This is a genomic window from Streptomyces sp. NPDC058295, from assembly GCF_042880655.1.
GTDB lineage: Bacteria > Actinomycetota > Actinomycetes > Streptomycetales > Streptomycetaceae > Streptomyces > Streptomyces coriariae.
The window spans coordinates 60,147-80,715 of record NZ_JBHVYO010000001.1 but is presented as its reverse complement, the minus strand read 5'-3'; the positions used below and the strand labels follow the sequence as shown (position 1 = coordinate 80,715).

At 70.4% G+C, this 20,569-nt stretch carries 16 protein-coding genes and 1 other RNA gene; 6 read left to right on the top strand and 11 right to left on the bottom strand.

From position 1 onward, the window contains the following. Positions 1-172: 172 nt before the first annotated feature. The 5 genes from ACFVYS_RS00295 to ACFVYS_RS00275 all read right to left on the bottom strand — a co-directional run bounded on the left by ACFVYS_RS00295 (position 173) and on the right by ACFVYS_RS00275 (position 8,499). A complete protein-coding gene (locus ACFVYS_RS00295) occupies positions 173-1,348 on the bottom strand; it encodes a uroporphyrinogen-III synthase (protein WP_389497375.1) in 1,176 nt (391 codons plus the stop codon). 99 nt (positions 1,349-1,447) lie between these two features. Beyond that, on the bottom strand, positions 1,448-2,842 hold the full coding sequence (locus ACFVYS_RS00290) for a nitrate/nitrite transporter (RefSeq protein ID WP_389497373.1): 1,395 nt from the start codon (positions 2,840-2,842) through the stop codon (positions 1,448-1,450). A 517-nt stretch (positions 2,843-3,359) separates the two neighbouring features. Continuing rightward, on the bottom strand, positions 3,360-4,649 hold the full coding sequence (locus ACFVYS_RS00285; protein WP_389497372.1) for an acyltransferase: 1,290 nt from the start codon (positions 4,647-4,649) through the stop codon (positions 3,360-3,362). Continuing rightward, positions 4,649-6,724: a bifunctional polysaccharide deacetylase/glycosyltransferase family 2 protein gene (locus tag ACFVYS_RS00280; protein WP_389498001.1), complete on the bottom strand. Its 2,076-nt coding sequence runs from the start codon at positions 6,722-6,724 to the stop codon at positions 4,649-4,651. Before ACFVYS_RS00280 ends, ACFVYS_RS00285 begins: the two co-directional genes overlap by 1 nt. Before the next feature lie 956 nt (positions 6,725-7,680). Beyond that, positions 7,681-8,499 carry a hypothetical protein gene (locus ACFVYS_RS00275; protein WP_389497370.1) on the bottom strand — a complete coding sequence of 273 codons (819 nt, stop codon included), beginning with the start codon at positions 8,497-8,499 and terminating at the stop codon, positions 7,681-7,683. A 725-nt stretch (positions 8,500-9,224) separates the two neighbouring features. Here ACFVYS_RS00275 and ACFVYS_RS00270 point away from each other — a divergent pair. From ACFVYS_RS00270 to ACFVYS_RS00250, 5 genes are read left to right on the top strand one after another with little or no spacing between them, the layout of a single operon-like run. After that, positions 9,225-10,517, top strand: a complete 1,293-nt coding sequence (locus tag ACFVYS_RS00270) for an ABC transporter substrate-binding protein (RefSeq protein ID WP_389497368.1) — start codon at positions 9,225-9,227, stop codon at positions 10,515-10,517. After that, complete coding sequence (locus ACFVYS_RS00265; RefSeq protein WP_389497366.1) at positions 10,514-11,479, top strand: carbohydrate ABC transporter permease; 966 nt, start codon at positions 10,514-10,516, stop codon at positions 11,477-11,479. Before ACFVYS_RS00270 ends, ACFVYS_RS00265 begins: the two co-directional genes overlap by 4 nt. After that, positions 11,476-12,306, top strand: a complete 831-nt coding sequence (locus ACFVYS_RS00260; protein WP_389497364.1) for a carbohydrate ABC transporter permease — start codon at positions 11,476-11,478, stop codon at positions 12,304-12,306. The genes ACFVYS_RS00265 and ACFVYS_RS00260 overlap by 4 nt, the downstream gene beginning before the upstream one ends. Positions 12,307-12,335: 29 nt before the next feature. Further along, positions 12,336-14,606, top strand: coding sequence for an alpha-xylosidase (gene yicI / locus ACFVYS_RS00255; RefSeq protein ID WP_389497362.1), 2,271 nt, complete (start codon positions 12,336-12,338; stop codon positions 14,604-14,606). Continuing rightward, positions 14,606-15,622 (top strand): LacI family DNA-binding transcriptional regulator, encoded by a 1,017-nt coding sequence (locus ACFVYS_RS00250; RefSeq protein WP_389497360.1) that lies wholly within the window; start codon positions 14,606-14,608, stop codon positions 15,620-15,622. The genes yicI and ACFVYS_RS00250 overlap by 1 nt, the downstream gene beginning before the upstream one ends. On the opposite strand, the gene ACFVYS_RS00245 is transcribed toward ACFVYS_RS00250, so the two are convergent. From ACFVYS_RS00245 to ftsE, 6 genes are all read right to left on the bottom strand, one after another. Beyond that, positions 15,609-15,971 (bottom strand): hypothetical protein, encoded by a 363-nt coding sequence (locus tag ACFVYS_RS00245; RefSeq protein ID WP_389497358.1) that lies wholly within the window; start codon positions 15,969-15,971, stop codon positions 15,609-15,611. The genes ACFVYS_RS00250 and ACFVYS_RS00245 overlap by 14 nt on opposite strands. 81 nt (positions 15,972-16,052) lie before the next feature. Beyond that, positions 16,053-16,439: a transfer-messenger RNA gene (gene ssrA, locus ACFVYS_RS00240) on the bottom strand. A 169-nt stretch (positions 16,440-16,608) separates the two neighbouring features. After that, the gene (smpB, locus tag ACFVYS_RS00235) at positions 16,609-17,145 is read right to left on the bottom strand and encodes an SsrA-binding protein SmpB (protein ID WP_356255191.1); all 537 of its coding nucleotides are present in this window, start codon (positions 17,143-17,145) and stop codon (positions 16,609-16,611) included. 72 nt (positions 17,146-17,217) lie between these two features. After that, positions 17,218-18,396, bottom strand: a complete 1,179-nt coding sequence (locus ACFVYS_RS00230; RefSeq protein WP_389497356.1) for a S41 family peptidase — start codon at positions 18,394-18,396, stop codon at positions 17,218-17,220. 67 nt (positions 18,397-18,463) lie between these two features. After that, complete coding sequence (ftsX, locus tag ACFVYS_RS00225) at positions 18,464-19,381, bottom strand: permease-like cell division protein FtsX (RefSeq protein ID WP_307163631.1); 918 nt, start codon at positions 19,379-19,381, stop codon at positions 18,464-18,466. Positions 19,382-19,441: 60 nt separating this feature from the next. Next, positions 19,442-20,131 carry a cell division ATP-binding protein FtsE gene (ftsE, locus tag ACFVYS_RS00220; protein ID WP_020132390.1) on the bottom strand — a complete coding sequence of 230 codons (690 nt, stop codon included), beginning with the start codon at positions 20,129-20,131 and terminating at the stop codon, positions 19,442-19,444. Positions 20,132-20,367: 236 nt separating this feature from the next. Between ftsE and ACFVYS_RS00215 the strand changes: the two genes are divergently transcribed. After that, positions 20,368-20,562, top strand: a complete 195-nt coding sequence (locus ACFVYS_RS00215) for a hypothetical protein (protein WP_020132389.1) — start codon at positions 20,368-20,370, stop codon at positions 20,560-20,562. Positions 20,563-20,569 lie beyond the last annotated feature (7 nt).

The following is a 20,569-nucleotide window of genomic DNA, read 5'->3' as shown; positions in this document are numbered from 1 at the left end:
GTCACCGCCAACCGAGGGGCACTGCTCGAGGAACCGTCCCCTCACAGTGCCAGCGCAGGGTGCCAATCACCAGCCCGCCCGGCGACCGAGGGCGAGGCCGTTCAGGCCGAAGCGGGGTCCGGGGGCGGCAGCCCCCGGGACGATGGGGGTCCCCCGCAGGGGACGCGACCCCCTACTCGTCGGCGTACTTCGCGTCCGCGGCCGGGTCCAGCGCCAGCCGGTACCCCCGCTTCACCACCGTCTGGATCAACTTCGGCGCCCCGAGGGCCGTCCGCAGCCGGGCCATCGCCGTCTCGACGGCGTGCTCGTCCCGCCCGGCGCCGGGCAACGCCCGCAGCAGGTCGGAGCGCGGCACGACCCATCCCGGCCGCCGGGACAGCGCCCGCAGCAAGGACATTCCCGCCGGCGGCACCGGCTTCAGGTTCCCGTCCACCAGCACCGCGTGGCCCCGGATCTCCACTCGGTACCCGGCGATCGGCAGCGCCCGGGCCCGCGACGGCAGCTCCTGGCACAGCAGCTGCACGAGCGGCCCGAGCCGGAACCGCTCCGGCTGGACGGTGTCCACGCCATGCCCCTGGAGCGGCAGCGCCGTGACCGGACCGACGCAGGCGGGCAGCACATCGTGGGCGAGGGCGGCGAGCAGCTCGGGCAGCAGGCCGCGTTCCTCCGCGCGCGACAGCAGGGACGCGGCGGCGGGCGCGCTGGTGAAGGTGATCGCGTCCAGTCCGCGGGAGACGGCGGCGTCGAGGAGCCGGTCGAGCGGCGAGACGTCCTCCGGCGGCATCCACCGGTAGACGGGCACCCCCACGACCTCGGCGCCCGCGACCCGCAGCGACTCCACGAACCCGGGCAGCGGCTCACCGTGCAGCTGTACGGCGACCCGGCGCCCGTCGACACCCTCCTCCAGGAGCCGGTCGAGCACCTCGGCCATGGACTCGCTGGACGGCGACCAGTCCTCCGTCAGCCCGGCGGCCCGCACGGCGCCCTTGACCTTGGGGCCGCGGGCCAGCAGCTCGACGCCGCCCAGCTTGTCGAGCAGCTGCTCGCCGAGCCCCCAGCCGTCGGCGGCCTCGATCCAGCCGCGGAAGCCGATGGCCGTGGTGGCGACCACGACGTCGGGCACCTGGTCGATGAGCTCCTTGGTGGCGGCGAGCAGCTCACCGTCGTCGGCGAGCGGCACGATCCGCAGGGCGGGCGCGTGCAGCACCGCCGCCCCCCGGCGCTGGAGGAGCGCGCTGAGCTCCTCGGCCCGGCGCGCGGCCGTCACGCCCACGGTGAAGCCCGCGAGAGGCCCGTGTTCGACGGCACCCTGAGGGCCGGCATCGGATCGCTGCTGTTGCTCGTACATGACTCTCGTCCCGCTCGGGTCCCGTTTGCACCTACATGCCGACGAGCCTGTCAACGGTGCGTGACAGGCTCGGTTCGGCCACGTGTCGCCGGTGTTACGTCACACCTCGGCGTAGCTGAGCTGCTGCTTCGCCTCGGAAGCGGTGCTTCCTGCCGTGATCCTGCCGGACGGACGGCGAAGGTATACGGCCCAGGTGACCCCGAAGCACGCCGCGTAGAAGGCGAGGAAGGCGACGAAAGCGCCGGTCCCGGAACCGTAGGACAGGAAGGACTGCCGGAAGGCCAGGTTGATCGCTACACCGCCGAGCGCACCGACCGCGCCGATCAGCCCCATGGAGGCACCGGAGAGACGCCGGCCGTAGGCGGCCGCCTCCTCGCCCTCCAGCCCCTTGGCCACGGCCTTCGCCTGGAAGATGCCGGGGATCATCTTGTACGTCGACCCGTTGCCGAGGCCGCTGAGCACGAACAGCACCACGAAGACGGAGACGAAGAGCGGCAGCGACTTCTGCATGCTGGCGAAGACCAGGACGGCGGTGGCGGCGGCCATGCCGACGTAGTTGTACAGGGTGATGCGGGCACCGCCGTAGCGGTCGGCGAGCCAGCCGCCGACGGGACGGATGAGGGAGCCGAGCAGCGGGCCGATGAAGGTGAGGTAGGCCGCCTGGAGGGGCGTCCGGCCGAACTGGTTCGTCAGGACCTGCCCGAAGGCGAAGCTGTAGCCGATGAACGACCCGAAGGTGCCGACGTAGAGGAAGGACATGATCCAGGTGTGCATGTCCTTCGCGGAGTCGATCGCCGCGCCCGTGTCGTTCTTCACGGAGGCCAGGTTGTCCATGAACAGCGCGGCGAGGGTGGCGGCGACGACGATGAGCGGGATGTAGATCCCCAGCAGCACGCGCGGCCCGCCGCTGGCGCCGATGACGGCGAGGGCGATCAGCTGGATCACCGGCACGCCGATGTTGCCGCCGCCCGCGTTGAGCCCGAGCGCCCACCCCTTCTTACGGAGCGGGAAGAAGGCGTTGATGTTGGTCATGGAGGAGGCGAAGTTGCCGCCGCCGATGCCCGCGAGCAGCCCGACCAGCAGGAACGTGTTGAACGAGGTCCCCGGGTCCATCACCGTGAACGCGGCGATCGTGGGGATCAGCAGCAGCCCGGCCGAGATGATCGTCCAGTTCCGGCCGCCGAAGACCGCGACGGCGAAGGTGTAGGGCACCCGCACGACCGCCCCGACCAGCGTCACCATCGACGTCAGCAGGAACTTGTCGGCCGGGGTGAGGCCGTACTCCGGGCCCATGAAGAGCACCAGCACGGACCACATCGTCCAGATCGAGAACCCGATGTGCTCGGAGAGGACGGAGAAGAGGAGGTTGCGGCGGGCGATCTTCTCGCCCTTCTCGTTCCAGAAGGCCTCGTTCTCCGGGTCCCACTCCTCGATCCAGTGGCTCCCCTTCTTCGTGGGGGGCGGGGATGCGGGGGCTGTACTCGGGGCTGTCATGACGCCTCCACGGTGCTCCGGGGCTGGGGTGGTTCGGGGGGATGAGCGGTGATGAGTCCCGAAGGTAGGGAGGGCGCGTTTCCACGCTGTGGCTCTGGGTGACCGGAAAGGAACGTTGCTCTCACCTTGCGCCGAGGGCCGGTGAGAGGTCTTCGTCCATGGACGCGAACTGCCCCCCTCCCCGGCCCTCGGACCGGGGAGGGGGGCACATCCGCCGACGGCCAGGGCGCCCTTCAGTGGCAGGCGAACTCCTTGTCGGCGATGCTCCCGCTCAACGTGCGGGTCTGACCGCGGACCGCGCCGGTCGGGTCGTGAACGGAGAGGTCCCAGGCCCCGGCGTTGCGGCTCAGGACCGCGTACCCGCGAGGACCGTCCCGACCGAGAGCGCCGCGGCCGGCACACCCGTCATGACCAGAACGATGGTCCGGCGCATCCTGCTCACCTTCCTCCGTCCCGAAACCCTGGGCTCCGACCCGTCCGGCCGACGGGCATACCGGTCATACTCACAAGGTGCCGTTCAGGACCGGTGCGTTCCGGCGCCGGCCCGGCCGTCCGGCCACAGGCGTGGCCTGCGGCGGGCCGCCAGATCCTCCACCCAGCCGAAGCAGACCACACAAGCCGCCGTGAGCAGCCAGATGGCCGGCAGCTGCGGCCACGGGCTCTCCAGGACCCAGGAGGCGTCCGTCTCCAGCCAGGAGACGCCCCACAGCCGGTCCCACAGGGCCTCCACGACCCCGATGCAGACGTTGTGCCACAGGTAGATCGTCACGGCACGGGAGTTGAGCAGGGTGATGAGCCGGTCCCAGCGGCGCAGCCCGGCCGGCCACTCGGACCAGGACGGGCTGAGGTGCAGGAGCAGCAGCACCGCGGCGAAGGACCACAGGGACTGGGCGAAGGGCATGTCGTCCAGGTCGTGGCCCTCCCTGAGGTCGTGGGTCAGGGCGTACCAGAGTCCGATCCCCGCCACCGCGGGCGCCAGGGACGGCACCACGTAACGCGGCAGGCGACGCAGCACGCCCTCCTGGTGCGCCATGCCCAGCAGCCAGCACGCGCCGAACGCGCCGAAGTCGCTGAGCTGGGCCTCCAGCCGCCAGCCCGGCACCGACAGCGCGCCGAACTCCAGGGCCGCGGACAGCGCGACGGGCGCGAGGATCGTCGGCCAGGGCAGCCGGCGCAGGGCACGCAGCAGGAACGGGGAGAGCAGCACGAACCAGAGGTAGGCGCGGAGGTACCAGAGGGGTACGCCCAGGTCGCCGGCCCAGCCGTCGCTGATCAGCCCGTGCACCCCGGACAGGCCCTCGCCGTACGGCGGGTCGCTCAACGGCAGGATCCAGTAGGCGAGGTGGAGCCACCACCAGCCGGGGTGCCCCTCCTCGTCCGGGCCCCAGCCCGCCACCAGCATGCCCGTCACACCGACCGCGCCCAGCAGCCACAGCGGGGGCAGCAGCCTGCGCAGCCGGCCTCGTACGACTCCCAGCGCGGGGCGGCCGGCCAGCGAGCGGGCCATGAGGTTGCCGGCGAGCGCGAACATCACGCCCATGGAGGGGAAGACGACGGGCAGCCAGGCCCAGCCCATCAGGTGGTAGAAGACGACCCGGAAGAGGGCGATGGCCCGGAGCAGGTCGAAGTAGCGGTCCCGGCCACCGCCCTTCCTCCCCGCACCCTTCTTCTCCGCGCCCTGCAGCCCCGAACCCTGCTGCTCGGAACCCTGCTGCTCGGAATCCTGCTGCTCCGGCACGGTGGGCCGGGCCGATGAGTGGGGCAGTTCGGGCAACTCGGCCGTGGTGTCCGTCGGGTGGGTGCTCATCAGGCCGCTCCTCCGTCCGCGGTCGCCGCCACACCGGGCGGGGCCGCCACCTGGCCCTTGCGGCGGAGTTTCTGCCAGCGCAGCCGGCCGCCGGTGAGGGCGGTGATCCAGGACTGGAGCAGCACGATGTACATCAGCTGGCGGTAGAGGAGTTGCTGCAGCGGAAGGGAGATGAGGGGGGTGAGGCGCTCGCGGTCCAGGACGAAGGCGTACGCCGCGCAGCCCGCCTGGACGGCGAGGACGCCGAACCAGGCCGCGATCGTCTTGCCGGTCGGGCCGAAGAGCAGGCCGTAGACGAGGAAGAGGTCGATGAGCGGGGCGAGGAGCGGGGCGACCACCATGAAGAGGGAGACGAGGGGCAGCCCGACGCGGCCGAAGCGCCCGGAGGGACCGCTCTCGACCAGCGCCCGGCGGTGCTTCCAGATCGCCTGCATGGTGCCGTAGCACCAGCGGTACCGCTGCGACCACAGCTGCTGGACGGACTCGGGCGCCTCGGTCCAGGCGCGCGCCTTCTCCGCGTAGACGACGTGCCAGCCGTCCCGGTGGATGGCCATGGTGATGTCGGTGTCCTCGGCGAGGGTGTCGTCGCTCATGCCGCCGACCCGGTCGAGCGCGCTGCGGCGGAACGCCCCGACGGCCCCCGGGATGGTGGGCATGCAGCGCAGGACGTCGTACATCCGGCGGTCGAGGTTGAAGCCCATCACGTACTCGATGTGCTGCCAGGCGCCGATCAGGGTGTCCTTGTTGCCGACCTTGGCGTTGCCGGCGACCGCGCCGACCTTCGGATCGGCGAAGGGCTGGACGAGTTCACGGACCGTGGAGGGCTCGAAGACGGTGTCGCCGTCCATCATCACGATGAGGTCGTGCCGGGCGTTGGCGATACCCCGGTTGAGGGCGGCGGGCTTGCCCGCGTTGAGCTGCCGGACGACGCGGACGCCGGGCAGGTGCAGGTCCTCGACGATCCGGGCGGTGCCGTCGCTGGAGCCGTCGTCGATGACGACGATCTCGATCGGGTGCTCGCTCTTCATCAGCGAACGCACCGTGCTCTCGATGCACTTGGCCTCGTTGTAGGCCGGGACGAGCACCGACGCCGGTTCGGTGACGGGCGCGTCGGGGCCCCAGACGAAGTCTTTGCGGCGGGTACGGCGGGTGTGGATCGCGGAGAGCAGGAGCATCAGCCCGAACCGGGCGAAGACCAGGACGCCGATGACGGCGAGACCGACGACCAGGACGGCGGTGATGTCGTCCGAGGCCTCGACCAGGAAGACCCAGGCCTTGCCCTTCCACAGGTCGAGCCCGGTGACCGGGGTGTGCGCGCTCGGGGCCGCCAGTGCCTCGGTGAGGTTCTCGAACGTGTAGCCCTTGCCCTGGAGTTCGGGGAGGTAGGTGTCGAGGGCCCGGACCGTCTGGTGGCGGTCGCCGCCGGAGTCGTGCATGAGGACGATCGCGCCCTTGCCGCCCTGCGGCGTGGAGTTACGGATGATCTCCCGGACCCCGGGCCTGCGCCAGTCCTCGCTGTCGGCGGTGGTGAAGACGGTGAGGTAGCCACGGGTGCCGACGAACTGCGTGACCGGCCAGGAGGCGTTGTCGAGGGCGTCCGTGCTGGAGGAGTAGGGCGGCCGGAAGAGCGAGGTCCGGATCCCCGCGGCGCCTGCCAGGGCCAGCTGGTTCTGGGTGAGCTCCCAGTCGATGCGCTTCTTCGACTGGTAGGAGAGGTCGGGGTGGTTGAAGGTGTGCAGCCCGATCTCGTGGCCCTCGTCCACCATCCGCCGGACCAGGTCCGGGTAGCGGGAGGCCATGGTGCCGGTGATGAAGAAGACGGCGTGCACGTGGTGCTTCTTCAGGACGTCGAGGACCTCGGGGGTCCACTTCGGGTCGGGCCCGTCGTCGAAGGTGAGCACGATCCGGTGGTCCGGCACGTCCAGGTTGGTCTGCTGCCCGTTCCGGGTGTCGACGACCGGGCCGCCGTCGAGCACATTCTGCGGCACCTTGTCGGCGGCGGCCTCGGGGTGGATGCGGTAGTCGGCGAGGATCTCGCTGTGCACATAGCCGCGCAGCATCAGCATCGCCATCATCGCGAAGAGCACGACGAGCGGCAGCAGATGACGCAGCCGGAGCGACACCAGCCGCCGGCGTTCGGGTGACGGCGGCGCGGCGTGCGCGGAGCCGCCGGCCGCGTGCCCCGGGGCGCGGCCCCGCCCCTGCCTCGGGCCGGACCGCCGGCCGGAGGACCGCCGCCCAGCGCCGCGCGACCCGCCGGCCGACTCACCTCCTGGCGCGTCCCCCGTCGACGGTGAAGCGGACGCGGCGTGGCCGCCGGACGAGTGCGCGGGCTGCCCGACAGCTGACCGTCGGGTCGAGCGGCGGCTGGTACGTGGTGCCATGAGAGGTGGTTCTCCGGGGACGAGATCGGGCGAGGTACGCGCCGCAAGCTGAAGCGGCGAGGAGCGAGCATCAAGGCATCGCTGACAGGTGCGGACTTCATCTGCCGTGCCCCGTCACATCGGGGCCGTCAGGTCGGGGTTGCCGGGTCGGGGTTGCCGGGTCGGCCGTCAAGCCGGGGTTGCCGGGTCGGGGTCGCCGGGTCGGCCGTCAAGCCGGGGTTGCCGGGTCGGGGTTGCCGGGGTCGGCCGTCAGGTCGGGGTTTGCCGGGGTCGGAGCTGTCACTTCGAGGCCGCTGTGTCGGGGCCGTCAGGTCGGGGCCGTGCCCCGATTCCCGGCCCGGGTGACCAAAGCCCCGGCCCCGGGCCCAGGTAGCCGAAACCCAGGTCTCGGCCCGGATGGCCAGAGCCCGGTCCGGTCCCGGCCCGGACGGCCAAAGCTCCAGCCCCCCGCCCAGGTGCTCCAGGTACTCCAGGTGCTCCAGGCGCCCCAAGTGCGCCCGGTGCCCCGGCGCAGCCGCGGCGGTCGGCGTCGATGTGGTGTTCGCCGGTCGCCGCTCCGAAGCCGGGTCCCGGCGGCTGGGTTCATCGCGCGCCGAGGCCGATGGCGTCCGTGAGGCCGGTCGGCCGGCGACGCTCACGGGTCCCGTTCAGGCTGCCGGGGTCGATGCCGCCGGGACCGGTTCCGGCGGGCCGCCGGCGACCGTGGTGGAGGCCCCGCCCGCCGGGGACGGCTCGGAGGAGGCGGAAGGAGAAGCGGCGGGTGAGGACGCCGGCGGTGGCGCGGACGGGGTCGGTGCGACCACCGGGCTGCTCGGGCCGGGCGCCGAGGAGGCCGTGGCCGTCGCGCCGGCGCTGGGGCGGGTGGTCCCGCTCGCCGAGGGCCGCGCCGCCGTGGACGCCTTGCCCGACGGAGCCGCGCTCCCCGACGCACCCGGCGCCGTACTCGAACCCGGCTTGCCCGGCATCGTGCCGGACGCGCTCGCGGTGGCACCCGAGCCGCCCGGAACCGTGCCGCCGGGCATCCCGTGGCGCGGGCTCGCGGACTTGTCGGGTGCCGACGTGCCGTCCACCTCGCCGGCCGCCGGCTTCTCGTCGGCCTGGCCCGGTACGGGGACCGGCAGCCAGGGCGCGCCCGCGTTGCCCGAGAGCAGCGCGGCCACGATGACGACGGCGTACGCCCCGCAGGCGGTACCCACGACGATGCCGATCCGGCGGAACGTGCGGCTGCGCCGACCCGACTCGTCGACGAACACCGGGACGTCGGAGGCGGCATCGGAACCGTCCGGTCGCCCCTTCTTCAGGGGGTCGAGCTGGACGGTCACCTCGGCCGGGTCGCTCCCCTCCCCGTCCGCGCCGCCGGGCTGCTCTCCCCAGGGGTCCCGGAGGTCGCTCGACCGTTCGTTTTCGGAAAGTCCGTTCGAGGTGTTCGAGGCCGACAGGAGACCGCTTTCTCGCGGTACATCCATGAGTGACCGGTATCGGACGCTTTCTCCCGCCATGGACGTCAGAGGCTGCCCCCCGATCCCGGCCAGGCTCTGGGACGCAGGCCCCAGGGCCGGCACATCCCGGGTCGGCGATGCCGCCGCCGGCCACTCCGGTTGGGCGTCTTCTCGCCAATTCTTCATGTGCGTACTTCCCCCCACGGAACTGTTCCGGGTGCGCCGACGACCCTGAGCGCACGCCGACGAACCGGGCCCCCACCCAGCTCTCGCGCCCCATTTATCCCATTGCGCTCAGGTCTACGAATCTAGCGCAGGCTTGGGCCCTGTGTTCGCGATGCGTCATACATGGACAGAATTCACGCCCTTGTCCATGGCTGGAAATCGCCCACGGTCAAGCCTCGATGGTCGCACTCGATCACTGCGATCACGAAAGTGATCCATCGATGCACATCGCAGATCGAGGCGGTCAGCACGTTTCGCCACACAAGCGACATGTATGCATAAAAGATCGGCTCCGGGGTGGCGACGGAGAGCCGCCCCAGGCATGGCCGGAAAGTTCACTGGCGCCAACACCGGTTTGCGCGTTTTCCCCACCCGCCCCATTGACGTGACCACAGCAGCCACATAACTTCCCCCGTCGAAGCGCTTCGACGTCACCCATCGAATCGATTCGGTGGACGCACCGTGACGCCCTCAGATCCATCCGACTCCCCTGGAGGCACAGGATGTTGACGGCACGAAGGCGTGTGATGGCACGACGGGGAACGGCGAGTGCGGCGGCGGTCCTCGCCGGATCGCTGCTCCTGGCCTCCTGCGGCGGCTCGGACGGCGGTGGCACCTCCGACGCCAAGACCCTGCGGCTGTGGCACTACGAGGCTCCGAACAGCGCGATGGGCGCGGCCTGGACGGCGGCGATCAAGGAGTTCGAGGCCCAGCACCCGGGCGTGAAGGTGGAGTTCGAGGAGAAGAGCTTCGACCAGATCCAGAAGACCGCCCCGATGGTCCTCAACTCCTCCGACGCACCCGACCTCATGGAGTACAACAAGGGCAACGCGACGGCGGGCCTGCTCTCCCGGCAGGGGCTCCTCACCGACCTGTCCGCCGAGGTGACGAAGCGCGGCTGGGACAAGCTGCTCAGTCCGGGCGTGCGCACCACCAGCCGTTACGACACGAACGGCGTGATGGGCTCAGGCAAGTGGTACGGCGTGCCCAACTACGCCGAGTACACGATGGTCTACTTCAACAAGGACCTGTTCGCGAAGTACGAGATCGCCGAACCGAAGACGTTCGACGACCTGGTCGCGGCGATGGACACCTTCGCCGAGCACAAGATCACCCCGCTCGCCAACTCCGGCGCCGAGTACCCGGCCCAGCAGTACGTCTACCAGCTGGCCCTGTCCAGGGCGGACCGCTCCTGGGTCGACTCCTACGAGCTGTACCAGGGCGAGAAGACCGACTTCCACGACGCCGCCTGGACGTACGCGGCCGACACCTTCGCCGACTGGGTGAAGAAGGGCTACATCGGCAAGAGCTCCACCGGCGCCAAGGCCGAGGACACGGGCGTCTCCTTCCTCCAGGGCAAGGCGCCGATCCTGTTCTCCGGCAGCTGGTGGTACGGCCGCTTCCAGGACGAGGCGACGTTCGACTGGGGCACCACCCTGTGGCCCGGCTCGAACCTCTCCCCTGGCTCCGGCGGCAACCTCTGGGTGGTCCCCAAGAGCGCCCACAACAAGGAACTCGCCTACGACTTCATCGACATCACCATGTCGAAGAAGATCCAGAACCTGCTCGGCAACAAGGGCGGCGTCCCGGTCGCGGCGGACGCCGCCGCCATCACCGACCCGAAGTCCAAGGAGCTCATCGCCCAGTTCAACACCCTGTCCGGCCGCGACGGCCTGGCCTTCTACCCGGACTGGCCGGTCCCCGGCTTCTACGACGTCCTCGTCTCCGAGACCCAGAAGCTGATCACCGGCAGCGAGAAGCCCGACGGCTATCTCGACGCGTTGCAGGAGGCGTACGACAAGGGCGTACCGAAGACATGACGGTGACCGTCGAACGCGGCGGGCGGGTGACCGGCAAGCAGGGCGGGTCCGTTCACCCGCGCCGTGCCCGCGATTCCTACGCGCTGTTCCTGCTCCCGGGCGCCCTCGCCTTCCTCACCGTCGTCATCGTGCCGTTCCTGATGAACACCGGGGTGAGTCTCACCGACTGGCAGGGCGTGGGCAGCCCCGAGTGGTCCGGACTCGCCAACTACCGCGCGCTGCTGGACGACGCGGAGTTCTGGGAGAGCTTCCGGCACAGCCTCTTCATGGTCGTCGCGATGGCGGCGCTCCCCACGGCCGTCGGACTGGTCCTTGCCGCCGCCCTGTTCGACTACGTCGGCAAGCACTTCGGCAGCCGGACGGCGGCCGTCCTGCGGGCCTGCTTCTATCTCCCGCAGGTGCTGCCGATCGCGGTCGCCGGCATCGTCTGGAGCTGGATCCTCGCGCCCGACGACGGCTCGCTCAACGAGCTGCTCCGGGCCGTCGGTCTCGGCTCCTGGCGGCAGGACTGGCTCGGCGACCCCGACCTCGCGCTCTACAGCGTCATGGGCGTGATGGTGTGGGTGCAGCTCGGCTTCCCGCTGGTCGTCTTCATGGCGGGACTGGAACGCGTCGACCCGCAGCTGTACGAGGCGGCCGAGCTGGACGGCGCCGGCTGGTGGCGTCGCTTCCTGCACATCACGCTGCCGCAGATCCGCCCGGAGATCTACGTCGTCCTGACCTGGTGCACGATCGCCGCGCTGAAGGTGTTCGGCGCGGTCTACGTCCTGACGAAGGGCGGCCCCGGCGGCGCGACGAACGTCCCCTCCTACTTCTCCTTCGCCACGTTCTTCGAGAAGACGCAGGTCGGCTACGGCGCCGCGATCTCCACCGTGCTCACCGTGATCATCCTCGCCCTCTCCCTGGTCGGCCTGCGGCTTCAGACCCGGGCGGAGGACGCGGAGGAAGGACTCCGGACATGAAGGCCGTACGAGCCCTGCGCCGCTACCCGGTCCTCCTGGCCCTCTGCCTGGCCGCCCTCTTCATGATCGTCCCGTTTCTGATCGTCGCCGTGAACGCGGTCAAGTCACCTGCGGAGTACGCGCGCAACGGCCCGTTGAGCCTGCCCGACGGCCTGTACCTGGACGGTCTGAAGGACTTCTGGGAGCGCGTCGACTACAGCCGCAAGCTGCTGAACTCGGTCCTGATCAGCGGCTCGGTGGCGGTGCTCGCGGTGGTCCTGTCGGTGCTGAACGCCTACGCGATCGGCATCGGGCGGATCAGGGGCCGCACCTGGGTCCTGGCCTTCTTCGTGCTGGCGAACATGCTGCCCCAGGAGGCGCTGGTCTACCCGGTGTACTACCTGAGCAAGCAGGCCGGCCTGTACGACACCCGGCTGAGCGTGATCATCGTCTTCACGGTGATCCAGGCGGCCTTCGGCACCTACCTGCTCTCCGCCGTGCTGAGCCGGTTCCCGCGCGAGATCATCGAGGCGGCCCAGATCGACGGCGCCGGCAAGTGGCAGGTGCTGTGGCGGATCGTCGTCCCCGTCAGCCGGCCCACCCTCGGTGTGCTGCTGGTCTTCTTCTTCATCTGGACCTGGAACGAGTTCCTGCTCCCGCTGGTCATGCTGATCTCCAACGACAACCAGACCGTGTCGGTGGCCCTCGGCGTCCTGCAGGGGCAGCGCCTGATGGACGCCACGATGACCAACGCGGCCGCCCTCCTCGGCGTACTCCCGGCCCTCGTCTTCTTCCTCGTCTTCCAGCGGACCCTCACCCGCGGTATGGCCGTGGGCGCCGTGAAGTAGTGAGGACCGAGCAGTAAGGACCCCCACCCATGAAGTTCACCGACGGTTACTGGCTGCTGCGCGAGGGCGTCACGGCCGCCCACCCGGCCGAGGTCCTCGACGTCGCCGAGTCGGACGGCGTCCTGGAGATCCACGCGCCGACCCGGCCCATCCGCAGCCGCGGCGACCTGATGACGGGACCGGTCATGACGATCACCGCCCACACCCCGATGCCCGACGTCGTCGGCCTCACCCTCACCCACTTCACGGGCGAGCGGCCCCGCGAGCCGGCCTTCGACCTCACCGAGGCGGAGCCCGCCCCCCTGCTCTCCTACGACGACGACTGCGCGACCCTGACCTCCGGCGCGCTCTCCGTGAAGGTCGCCCGTTCCGGCCCCTGGCACGTGGAGTTCCTCGCCCACGGCCGCGTCCTCACCTCCAGCGGCCCCAAGAGCATGGGCATCCTGCGGGACGCGGCCACCGGCGGCCACTACCTGCGCGAGCAGCTCGACCTGGGAGTGGGGACCTCCGTCTACGGCCTCGGCGAACGCTTCGGCCCGCTGGTCAGGAACGGCCAGGTCGTCGACATCTGGAACGCCGACGGCGGCACGGCGACCGAACAGGCCTACAAGAACGTGCCGTTCTACCTCACGGACGCCGGCTACGGCGTCTTCGTCGACCACCCGGGCAAGGTGTCCTTCGAGGTCGGCTCGGAGGCCGTGTCCCGGGTCCAGTTCAGCGCCGAGACGCAGGAGTTGACGTACTACGTCATCCACGGCCCCGCCCCGAAGGACATCCTGCGCAAGTACACCGCCCTCACCGGCCGCCCCGCCCTCCCGCCCGCCTGGTCGTTCGGCCTGTGGCTGTCGACGTCGTTCACCACCTCCTACGACGAGGAGACGGTGACCTCGTTCATCGAGGGCATGCGGGAGCGCGAACTGCCGCTCTCCGTCTTCCACTTCGACTGCTTCTGGATGCGAGAGTTCCACTGGTGCGACTTCAGCTGGGACCCACGGGTGTTCCCCGACCCCGAGGGCATGCTGGCCCGGCTGAAGGCGAAGGGCCTGCACGTCAGCGTGTGGATCAACCCGTACATCGCCCAGCGTTCACCGCTCTTCGCCGAGGGCCGGGCACTCGGCCATCTGCTGAAGCGTCCGGACGGGAGTGTCTGGCAGTGGGATCTGTGGCAGCCCGGCATGGCCCTCGTGGACTTCACCAGCCCCGCCGCCCGCGACTGGTACGCGGCCAAGCTGGAGGCGCTGCTCGCGCAGGGCGTCGACTGCTTCAAGACCGACTTCGGCGAACGCGTCCCGGTCGACGTGACCTGGTCGGACGGCTCGGACCCGGAGCGGATGCACAACTACTACACGTACCTCTACAACCGCACCGTCTTCGACGTGCTGCGCAAGCACCGGGGCGAGGGGGAGGCGGTCGTCTTCGCGCGGTCGGCGACGACCGGCAGCCAGCAGTTCCCGGTGCACTGGGGCGGTGACTGCGAGGCGACGTACGCGTCGATGGCGGAGTCGCTGCGCGGCGGGCTGTCCCTGGGCCTGTCCGGCTTCGGCTTCTGGAGCCACGACATCGGCGGCTTCGAGGGCACCCCGACACCGGCGCTGTTCAAGCGCTGGCTGGCCTTCGGCCTGCTGTCCTCGCACAGCAGACTGCACGGCAGCTCCTCGTACCGGGTGCCCTGGCTGTTCGACGAGGAGTCGGTGGACGTGGCCCGGCACTTCACCCGGCTGAAGCTGCGGCTCATGCCCTACCTGTACGAGGCGGCCCGCGTCGCCCACGAGGAGGGCACACCGATGATGCGGGCGATGGTGCTGGAGTTCCCGGCGGATCCCGGCTGCGCGCACCTGGAACGGCAGTACATGCTCGGCCCGGACCTGCTGGTCGCACCAGTGTTCGACGACGCGGGGGACGTGACGTACTACGTCCCCGAGGGCACCTGGACCCACTACCTCACCGGGCGGACGGTGACCGGGCCGCGCTGGGTGCGTGAACGCCACGGGTTCCTCAGCGCGCCGCTGCTGGTCCGGCCGGGCGCGGTCCTCCCGGTGGGCGCCCACGCCGACCGGCCGGACTACCCGCACGCCGACGGGGTCACCCTGCGCACCTACGGCCTGGAGCGCGGCGCGCAGGTGACGGTACGGGTCGGGGACGTGACCTTCACCGTCGTACGGGAGGGGGACACCCTGCGGGCGTCCGCGAGCGACCCCTCGGCGCCGTGGACGCTGGCGGCCGGCGACCGGGTCGCGCGGGCGGCCGCGGGCACCGGCTTCCTGACCCTGGAGACCCCGGACGACCAGGAGCGGGCCTGATGGTGAAGATCACCGATGTGGCGCGGCACGCCGGGGTCTCCCCCAGCACGGTGTCGTACGCGCTGAGCGGCAAGCGTCCGATCTCCGAGGAGACCCGGCGACGGGTCGAGGAGGCCGCCCGCACCCTGGGCTACCGCCCGCACGCCGGCGCCCGGGCGCTGGCCAGCAGCCGCTCCAACGTGCTGGCGCTGGTCGTGCCGCTGCGGGCCGGCATCCATGTCCCGGTGGTCATGCAGTTCGCGGTGTCGGTGGTGACGGCGGCCCGGCGGCACGACCACGATGTGCTGCTGCTGACCCAGGAGGAGGGTGAGGAGGGGCTGCGCAGGGTCGCGGACACGGCCCTGGTCGACGCGCTGATCCTGATGGACGTCCAACTCCAGGATCCCCGGCTGCCGTTGCTGCGCTCCTTGGACCGACCGTCCGTGATGATCGGTTTCCCGCTCGAGGCCGACGGACTGACCTGCATCGACCTCGACTTCCGGGCGGCGGGCGAGCGGTGCGTGGAGCATCTGGCACAGCTCGGGCACCGGGTGGTCGCTCTGGTCGGGTCGCCGCCGGAGGTGTACGTGCGCGGGACGGCGTTCGCGCAGCGCGTGGTCCAGGGGTTCACCGCGGCCGCCGACCGGGCGGGGCTCGCCTCCGTCGTCCACCCCTGCGAGGCGACCCCGGCCGCGGCGCGCCGGGTGGCGGAGCGGCTGCTGCGCGAGCAGCCCGCGTTGACGGGGGTGGTGGTCCACAACGAGGCGGCCCTGGAGCCCCTCGTCGAGGCGTTCGAGCAGCTGGGGCTGCGGGTCCCCGGCGATATGTCGGTCACGGCGATCTGCCCCGACGAGCTGGCCGCGGGGCTCCGGGTACCGGTCACGTCCATCGCGCTGCCGTCGGCGGAGCTGGGTGAGCGGGCGGTGGAGCTGCTGATGCGCAAGCTCGACGGCGAGACCGTGCCCGAGGCGACCCTGCTGCCGCCGGCGATGACCCGGCGGGCGAGTACGGCGCCGCGGACGGTCAGTCCACGCTGACAGGGTTGCCGAGGCGGGTCCCCAGGAGCGCGCAGGACACACCCTGGACGCCTTCGTAGCCCACGGTCCGACCGGGGGCGAGTTCCCGGGCGAGGCGTTCGGCCAGCGTCTCGCCCTCCTCGTGCAGGCGCAGGAACGCGGCGTCCCAGCGGAAGTCGTCGCGGTCGGCCAGCCAGGTGTTCATGGCGGCGTCGATGCCGATCGCCCAGGCGGACAGGTCGGCGACCAGAGCGGCGGACAGGCCGAGGGCGGCCCGGGGGTCGTCCGGGGCGAAATCGTCGTAGAGACCCCTGCGGAGCGGGCGCGCGTGGTACTCGCCCAGGAGCGTGATGTGCGGCGGGTCTTCCACCGGGTCTCCCTCTCTTGAAACGACGCGTGACGACAAGAACCCCGCCGCTCGGGAGCGACGGGGTTCTTGTTCACATGGGATGAGTGGAGATGGCGGGAATCGAACCCGCGTCCAACGGTGCAGAATCAGGGCTTCTCCGTGTGCAGTTCGCTGTGATTTTCTCGGCCCCGGTGATCACGCGAACAAGTCGCCGACGGGCCCAGTCACTGTTTGATTTCCCATCCGACCCCGTGACCGGGCCAGATGGTTTAGTTCCCTAGATTATGCCAGGATCCGGGCCGGGAACACTCCCGGGCTGACACCCTTTAGGGTCCTACATCACTGCTTATTAGGCAGCGAGGGCGTAGGACTGGGAATCGCTCTTGGTATTGGCGATTATTTTTTGCGACATATGGTTTACGAGATCATTGCCGCTTCCTCGACACGCTTCCCCTGCTTCAACAGTCGCTGTCGAAACCGATCATCCCCATGTTGATTTTTCAATCCCTCCGAAGAGGGCCCCTCCGGAGAGGGTTTCGTGCCTGCTGTGCGGCACAGGTGCCATCGTACGTGACCAACGCACGACGGTGCCACTGTATTCCCGGCGACCCCGCGGACGGCGGCATCGCGTGCGGCGGCAGCGGCTACGGGCGCAGCGTCACGCGTGCCGCTGCTTGCGCTTCTCCGCCGCGATCACCCGGTCCGTCTCCCGGCGGTCCTGCTGCTCGCGCAGGGTCTGCCGCTTGTCGTACTCCTTCTTGCCGCGCGCCAGCGCGATCTCGGCCTTCGCCCGGCCGTCCTTGAAGTAGACGGCGAGGGTCACGATCGTGTGGCCCGTCTCCTCGGCCTTCACCGCCAGCTTGTCGATCTCCTCGCGGTGCAGCAGCAGCTTGCGCTTGCGGCGCGCGGAGTGATTGGTCCAGCTGCCCTGGAAGTACTCGGGGATGTGCGCGGCGTGCAGCCACGCCTCGTTCCCCTCGATCTGGACGAAGGCGTCGGTCAGCGAGGCGCGCCCCTCGCGCAGCGACTTCACCTCGGTGCCGGTGAGGACGAGGCCGGCCTCGTAGACGTCGATGATCGCGTAGTCGTGCCGGGCCTTCTTGTTCTGCGCGACGATCTTGCGCTTGCCGTCCTTGACCTTGCCGGACGCGGCCGCCCCGCCCTGCTTCGGCTGGGACTCCTTCGGTACGTACATTCCCTTGCTCATAGTGCAGCCAGTTTCGCACCCGGAGGCCCGCTGAGGGAAAGCCGATTACGCGGCGGTCGCTCAGGGCACGTCCCCGAGGCCGCTCAGCACGGTCTCGGCCCGCTCCAGCGCCCCGTCGTCCGCCTCCAGGTCGGGGGTGATGCCCCGGCCGTCGACACCGTGGCCGGAGGGAGTGCGGTAGTGCCCCACGGTCAGCTCGGCGACGGAGCCGTCGGGCAGCCGGCTCGGCATCTGGACCGAGCCCTTGCCGAAGGTACGGGAGCCCACGACGACCGCGCGGCCACGGTCCTGGAGGGCGCCGGTGAGCAGCTCGGCGGCGCTCATCGTGCCGCCGTCGACGAGCGCGACCAGGGGGCTGGTGGTGTCGCCGCCGCCCTCGGCGTGCAGGGCGCGCTGATCGCCGTCGACGTCGTAGGTGGCGACCAGGCCGCCGTCGAGGAAGGCGGAGGCGGCGGAGACGGCCTCGGTGACCAGGCCGCCGGAGTTGCCGCGCAGATCGAGGACGATCCCGGCCCCCGCCGGGGCCCGGCGGACGGCGCTGCGCACGCTGTCACCGACACCCTTGGTGAACGCGGCGACGGTGATGACGGTGGTGTCGTCGGAAAGCCGGTGGACGGTGACGGAGTCCGTGGACAGGAGCGCACGGCGCAGGGTCTCGGTCCACGCGCGCGTGCCGCGCTCCAGGCCGAGACGGACGGAGCTACCGGCGGTCGCGCTCGTGGCGTCACCGCGCAGTAAGGAGACGACGTCGGTGACCGGGAGGCCTTCGACGGACCGTCCGTCCACGCTGCGCAGCCGGTCGCCCGCGCGGATCCCGGCGGCGGCCGCGGGCGATCCCGACCGCACCCTGGTCACCTCGATCCGGCCGTCCCGGTCGCCTCGCGCCTCCAGGCCGACGCCGGTGTACCGGCCGTCGAGGGACGCCTCGAAGTCCTCGTACTCACCCTCGGAGTAGACGGCCGCCCAGCGGTCCCCGCTGCGGCTGACGGCGCGCTCGGCGGCCTCCATCGGGGACTTGCCGTCCGCGGCGGCCTCCTCGGCGGCCCGCGTCACGTCCTCGGAGTGGCCGGCGGGGGCCGGGGAGGGAGCGGCGCCTGCGGCGTTCCGCCCGCCCTCCGCGGGGTCGCCCGGCAGGGATCCGGTGGCGGCGCCGGCGACGAGCACGCTCGCGAACACCAATGTCAGGGCGGCCCCGCGGCCGAAACGGCGGGGCTGACAGAACAGGTCACGGCCTGACATGGCGGTGAGTCTAGGGGAACGCGAAGGGCCGTACGGTCGGTTGCCCGTACGGCCCGGGGGGCGTGCGTCACACCTTCAGGTACTTGCGCAGCGCGAAGAACGCGGCCAACGCGGGCATCAGCAGGCTCGTGGCGAGGATGAGCGGAAGCTTCGTCAACACGGCGTCCCAGCCGATGAAGTTGATCAGGTTCAGCTTCTCGGACAGGGCCAGGCCGTTGTCGATGATGAAGTACCGGGCGATCACCAGGAATCCGCAGGCGACCGTGCCGCCGATCAGCCCCGCGACCGCGGCCTCGGCGATGAACGGCGCCTGGATGTAGAAACCGGAGGCGCCGACGAGCCGCATGATCCCCGTCTCACGTCGTCGGCTGAAGGCCGAGACGCGCACGGTGTTGACGATCAGCATCAGCGCCACGACGAGCATCAGCGCCATGACCGCCCGCGCCGCCCAGTTCATGCCGTTGAGCAGCCCGAAGAGGTTGTCCAGGATGCCCTTCTGGTCCTGCACGGACTGCACTCCGTCGCGCCCGTCGAAGGCGGTCGCGATGACCTGGTACTTCTCCGGGTCCTTCAGCTTGATGCGGTACGACTCCTGCATCTGGTCCGGCGTGAGGGAACTGGCCAGCGGGGAGTCGCCGAACTGCTCCTTGTAGTGCTTGTACGCGTCGTCCTGCGACTCGTACGTCACCTTCTCGACGACCCCCATCTTGTCGAGGTCGGTCTTGATCTGCTTCTTCTGGTCCGCGGTGACCGCGCCCTTGGCGCAGTTCGGGTCGGACTCGGCGTCGCTCTTGTTGCAGAGGAACACCGAGACGTTGACCTTGTCGTACCAGTAGCCCTTCATCGTGCTGACCTGGTCGCTCATCAGGAGCGACCCGCCGAAGAGCGCCAGGGACAGGGCGACGGAGACGACGACGGCGAAGGTCATCGTCAGGTTGCGGCGGAGACCGACACCGATCTCCGACAGTACGAACTGGGCGCGCATGGCGAGTTGTTCAGGCCTTTCCGGGGACGTCCGCGAGGGCGGGGGCGATGGCGGGAACGGTCAGTGCTGGTAGCCGTAGACGCCGCGCGCCTGGTCGCGGACGAGGCGGCCCTGCTCCAGCTCGATGACGCGCTTGCGCATCTGGTCCACGATGTTCTGGTCGTGCGTGGCCATCAGCACGGTCGTGCCCGTCCGGTTGATCCGGTCGAGCAGCTTCATGATGCCGACGGAGGTCTGCGGGTCGAGGTTGCCGGTGGGCTCGTCCGCGATCAGCAGCTTGGGCCGGTTCACGAAGGCACGCGCGATGGCGACGCGCTGCTGCTCACCGCCGGACAGCTCACCGGGCATCCGGTCCTCCTTGCCGCCGAGCCCGACGAGGTCGAGCACCTGCGGCACGGACTTGCGGATCTCGCCCTTCGACTTCCCGATGACCTCCTGCGCGAAGGCGACGTTCTCCGCCACCGTCTTGTTCGGCAGCAGCCGGAAGTCCTGGAAGACCGTCCCCAGCTGGCGGCGCATCTGCGGCACCTTCCAGTTGGAGAGGCGCGCGAGATCTTTGCCCAGGACGTGCACCTGACCGTGGCTGGTCCGCTCCTCGCGGAGGACCAGCCGCAGGAAGGTGGACTTGCCGGAGCCGGAGGATCCCACGAGGAACACGAACTCGCCCTTCTCCACCTCGAGGGAGACATCCCTGAGTGCGGGGCGGGTCTGCTTGGGGTAGACCTTGGAGACGTTGTCGAATCGGATCACGGGTGCACCACGGGTCGCCGGGGGTAGATGAGCGTGACCATACGCGAACCGGGGAGGGCGGCGCAGGCGTCGCGAGGGGTTGAGTGGGGCTTGTGCGTTTTTGTACGGGACTTTGTACGCCCCCCGCTCTCCGGGTGGCCCGCGCGGCCCCCGGAGGAACCTGGCACAGTGGAGGGGGAACGTTCCCGTTCCCCGAAGCGTTGTGTACTTGGAACCGGTGCAAGGAGGGCGAGCGCATGACGTACGACCGGCTGGTGTGCGCTAACTGCGCCGCGCCCGTGAGCGAGGGCCGGTGCCCGGTGTGCCGCGCGAACCGCGAGCGGCTGCAGCAACAGGACAACTTCTTCGCGGGGCTGAACCCTATGGCGCTGATCGCGCTGCTTGCGGTGCTCGTGGCAGCGCTGGCGCTGCTGGCCCACCAGACCGCGTAACCCCCGG

What these genes read in the sequence shown, in the direction of transcription:
- ftsX (WP_307163631.1), bottom strand. Translation starts at nt 19,381, where the DNA reads ATGCGCGCCCAGTTCGTACTGTCGGAGATCGGTGTCGGTCTCCGCCGC.
- ACFVYS_RS00230 (WP_389497356.1), bottom strand. Translation starts at nt 18,396, where the DNA reads ATGTCAGGCCGTGACCTGTTCTGTCAGCCCCGCCGTTTCGGCCGCGGG.
- smpB (WP_356255191.1), bottom strand. Translation starts at nt 17,145, where the DNA reads ATGTACGTACCGAAGGAGTCCCAGCCGAAGCAGGGCGGGGCGGCCGCG.
- ACFVYS_RS00275 (WP_389497370.1), bottom strand. Translation starts at nt 8,499, where the DNA reads ATGGATGTACCGCGAGAAAGCGGTCTCCTGTCGGCCTCGAACACCTCG.
- ACFVYS_RS00285 (WP_389497372.1), bottom strand. Translation starts at nt 4,649, where the DNA reads ATGAGCACCCACCCGACGGACACCACGGCCGAGTTGCCCGAACTGCCC.
- ACFVYS_RS00215 (WP_020132389.1), top strand. Translation starts at nt 20,368, where the DNA reads ATGACGTACGACCGGCTGGTGTGCGCTAACTGCGCCGCGCCCGTGAGC.
- ACFVYS_RS00270 (WP_389497368.1), top strand. Translation starts at nt 9,225, where the DNA reads ATGGCACGACGGGGAACGGCGAGTGCGGCGGCGGTCCTCGCCGGATCG.
- ACFVYS_RS00280 (WP_389498001.1), bottom strand. Translation starts at nt 6,724, where the DNA reads ATGATGGCGATGCTGATGCTGCGCGGCTATGTGCACAGCGAGATCCTC.
- ACFVYS_RS00290 (WP_389497373.1), bottom strand. Translation starts at nt 2,842, where the DNA reads ATGACAGCCCCGAGTACAGCCCCCGCATCCCCGCCCCCCACGAAGAAG.
- yicI (WP_389497362.1), top strand. Translation starts at nt 12,336, where the DNA reads ATGAAGTTCACCGACGGTTACTGGCTGCTGCGCGAGGGCGTCACGGCC.
- ACFVYS_RS00265 (WP_389497366.1), top strand. Translation starts at nt 10,514, where the DNA reads ATGACGGTGACCGTCGAACGCGGCGGGCGGGTGACCGGCAAGCAGGGC.
- ACFVYS_RS00295 (WP_389497375.1), bottom strand. Translation starts at nt 1,348, where the DNA reads ATGTACGAGCAACAGCAGCGATCCGATGCCGGCCCTCAGGGTGCCGTC.
- ACFVYS_RS00260 (WP_389497364.1), top strand. Translation starts at nt 11,476, where the DNA reads ATGAAGGCCGTACGAGCCCTGCGCCGCTACCCGGTCCTCCTGGCCCTC.
- ACFVYS_RS00250 (WP_389497360.1), top strand. Translation starts at nt 14,606, where the DNA reads ATGGTGAAGATCACCGATGTGGCGCGGCACGCCGGGGTCTCCCCCAGC.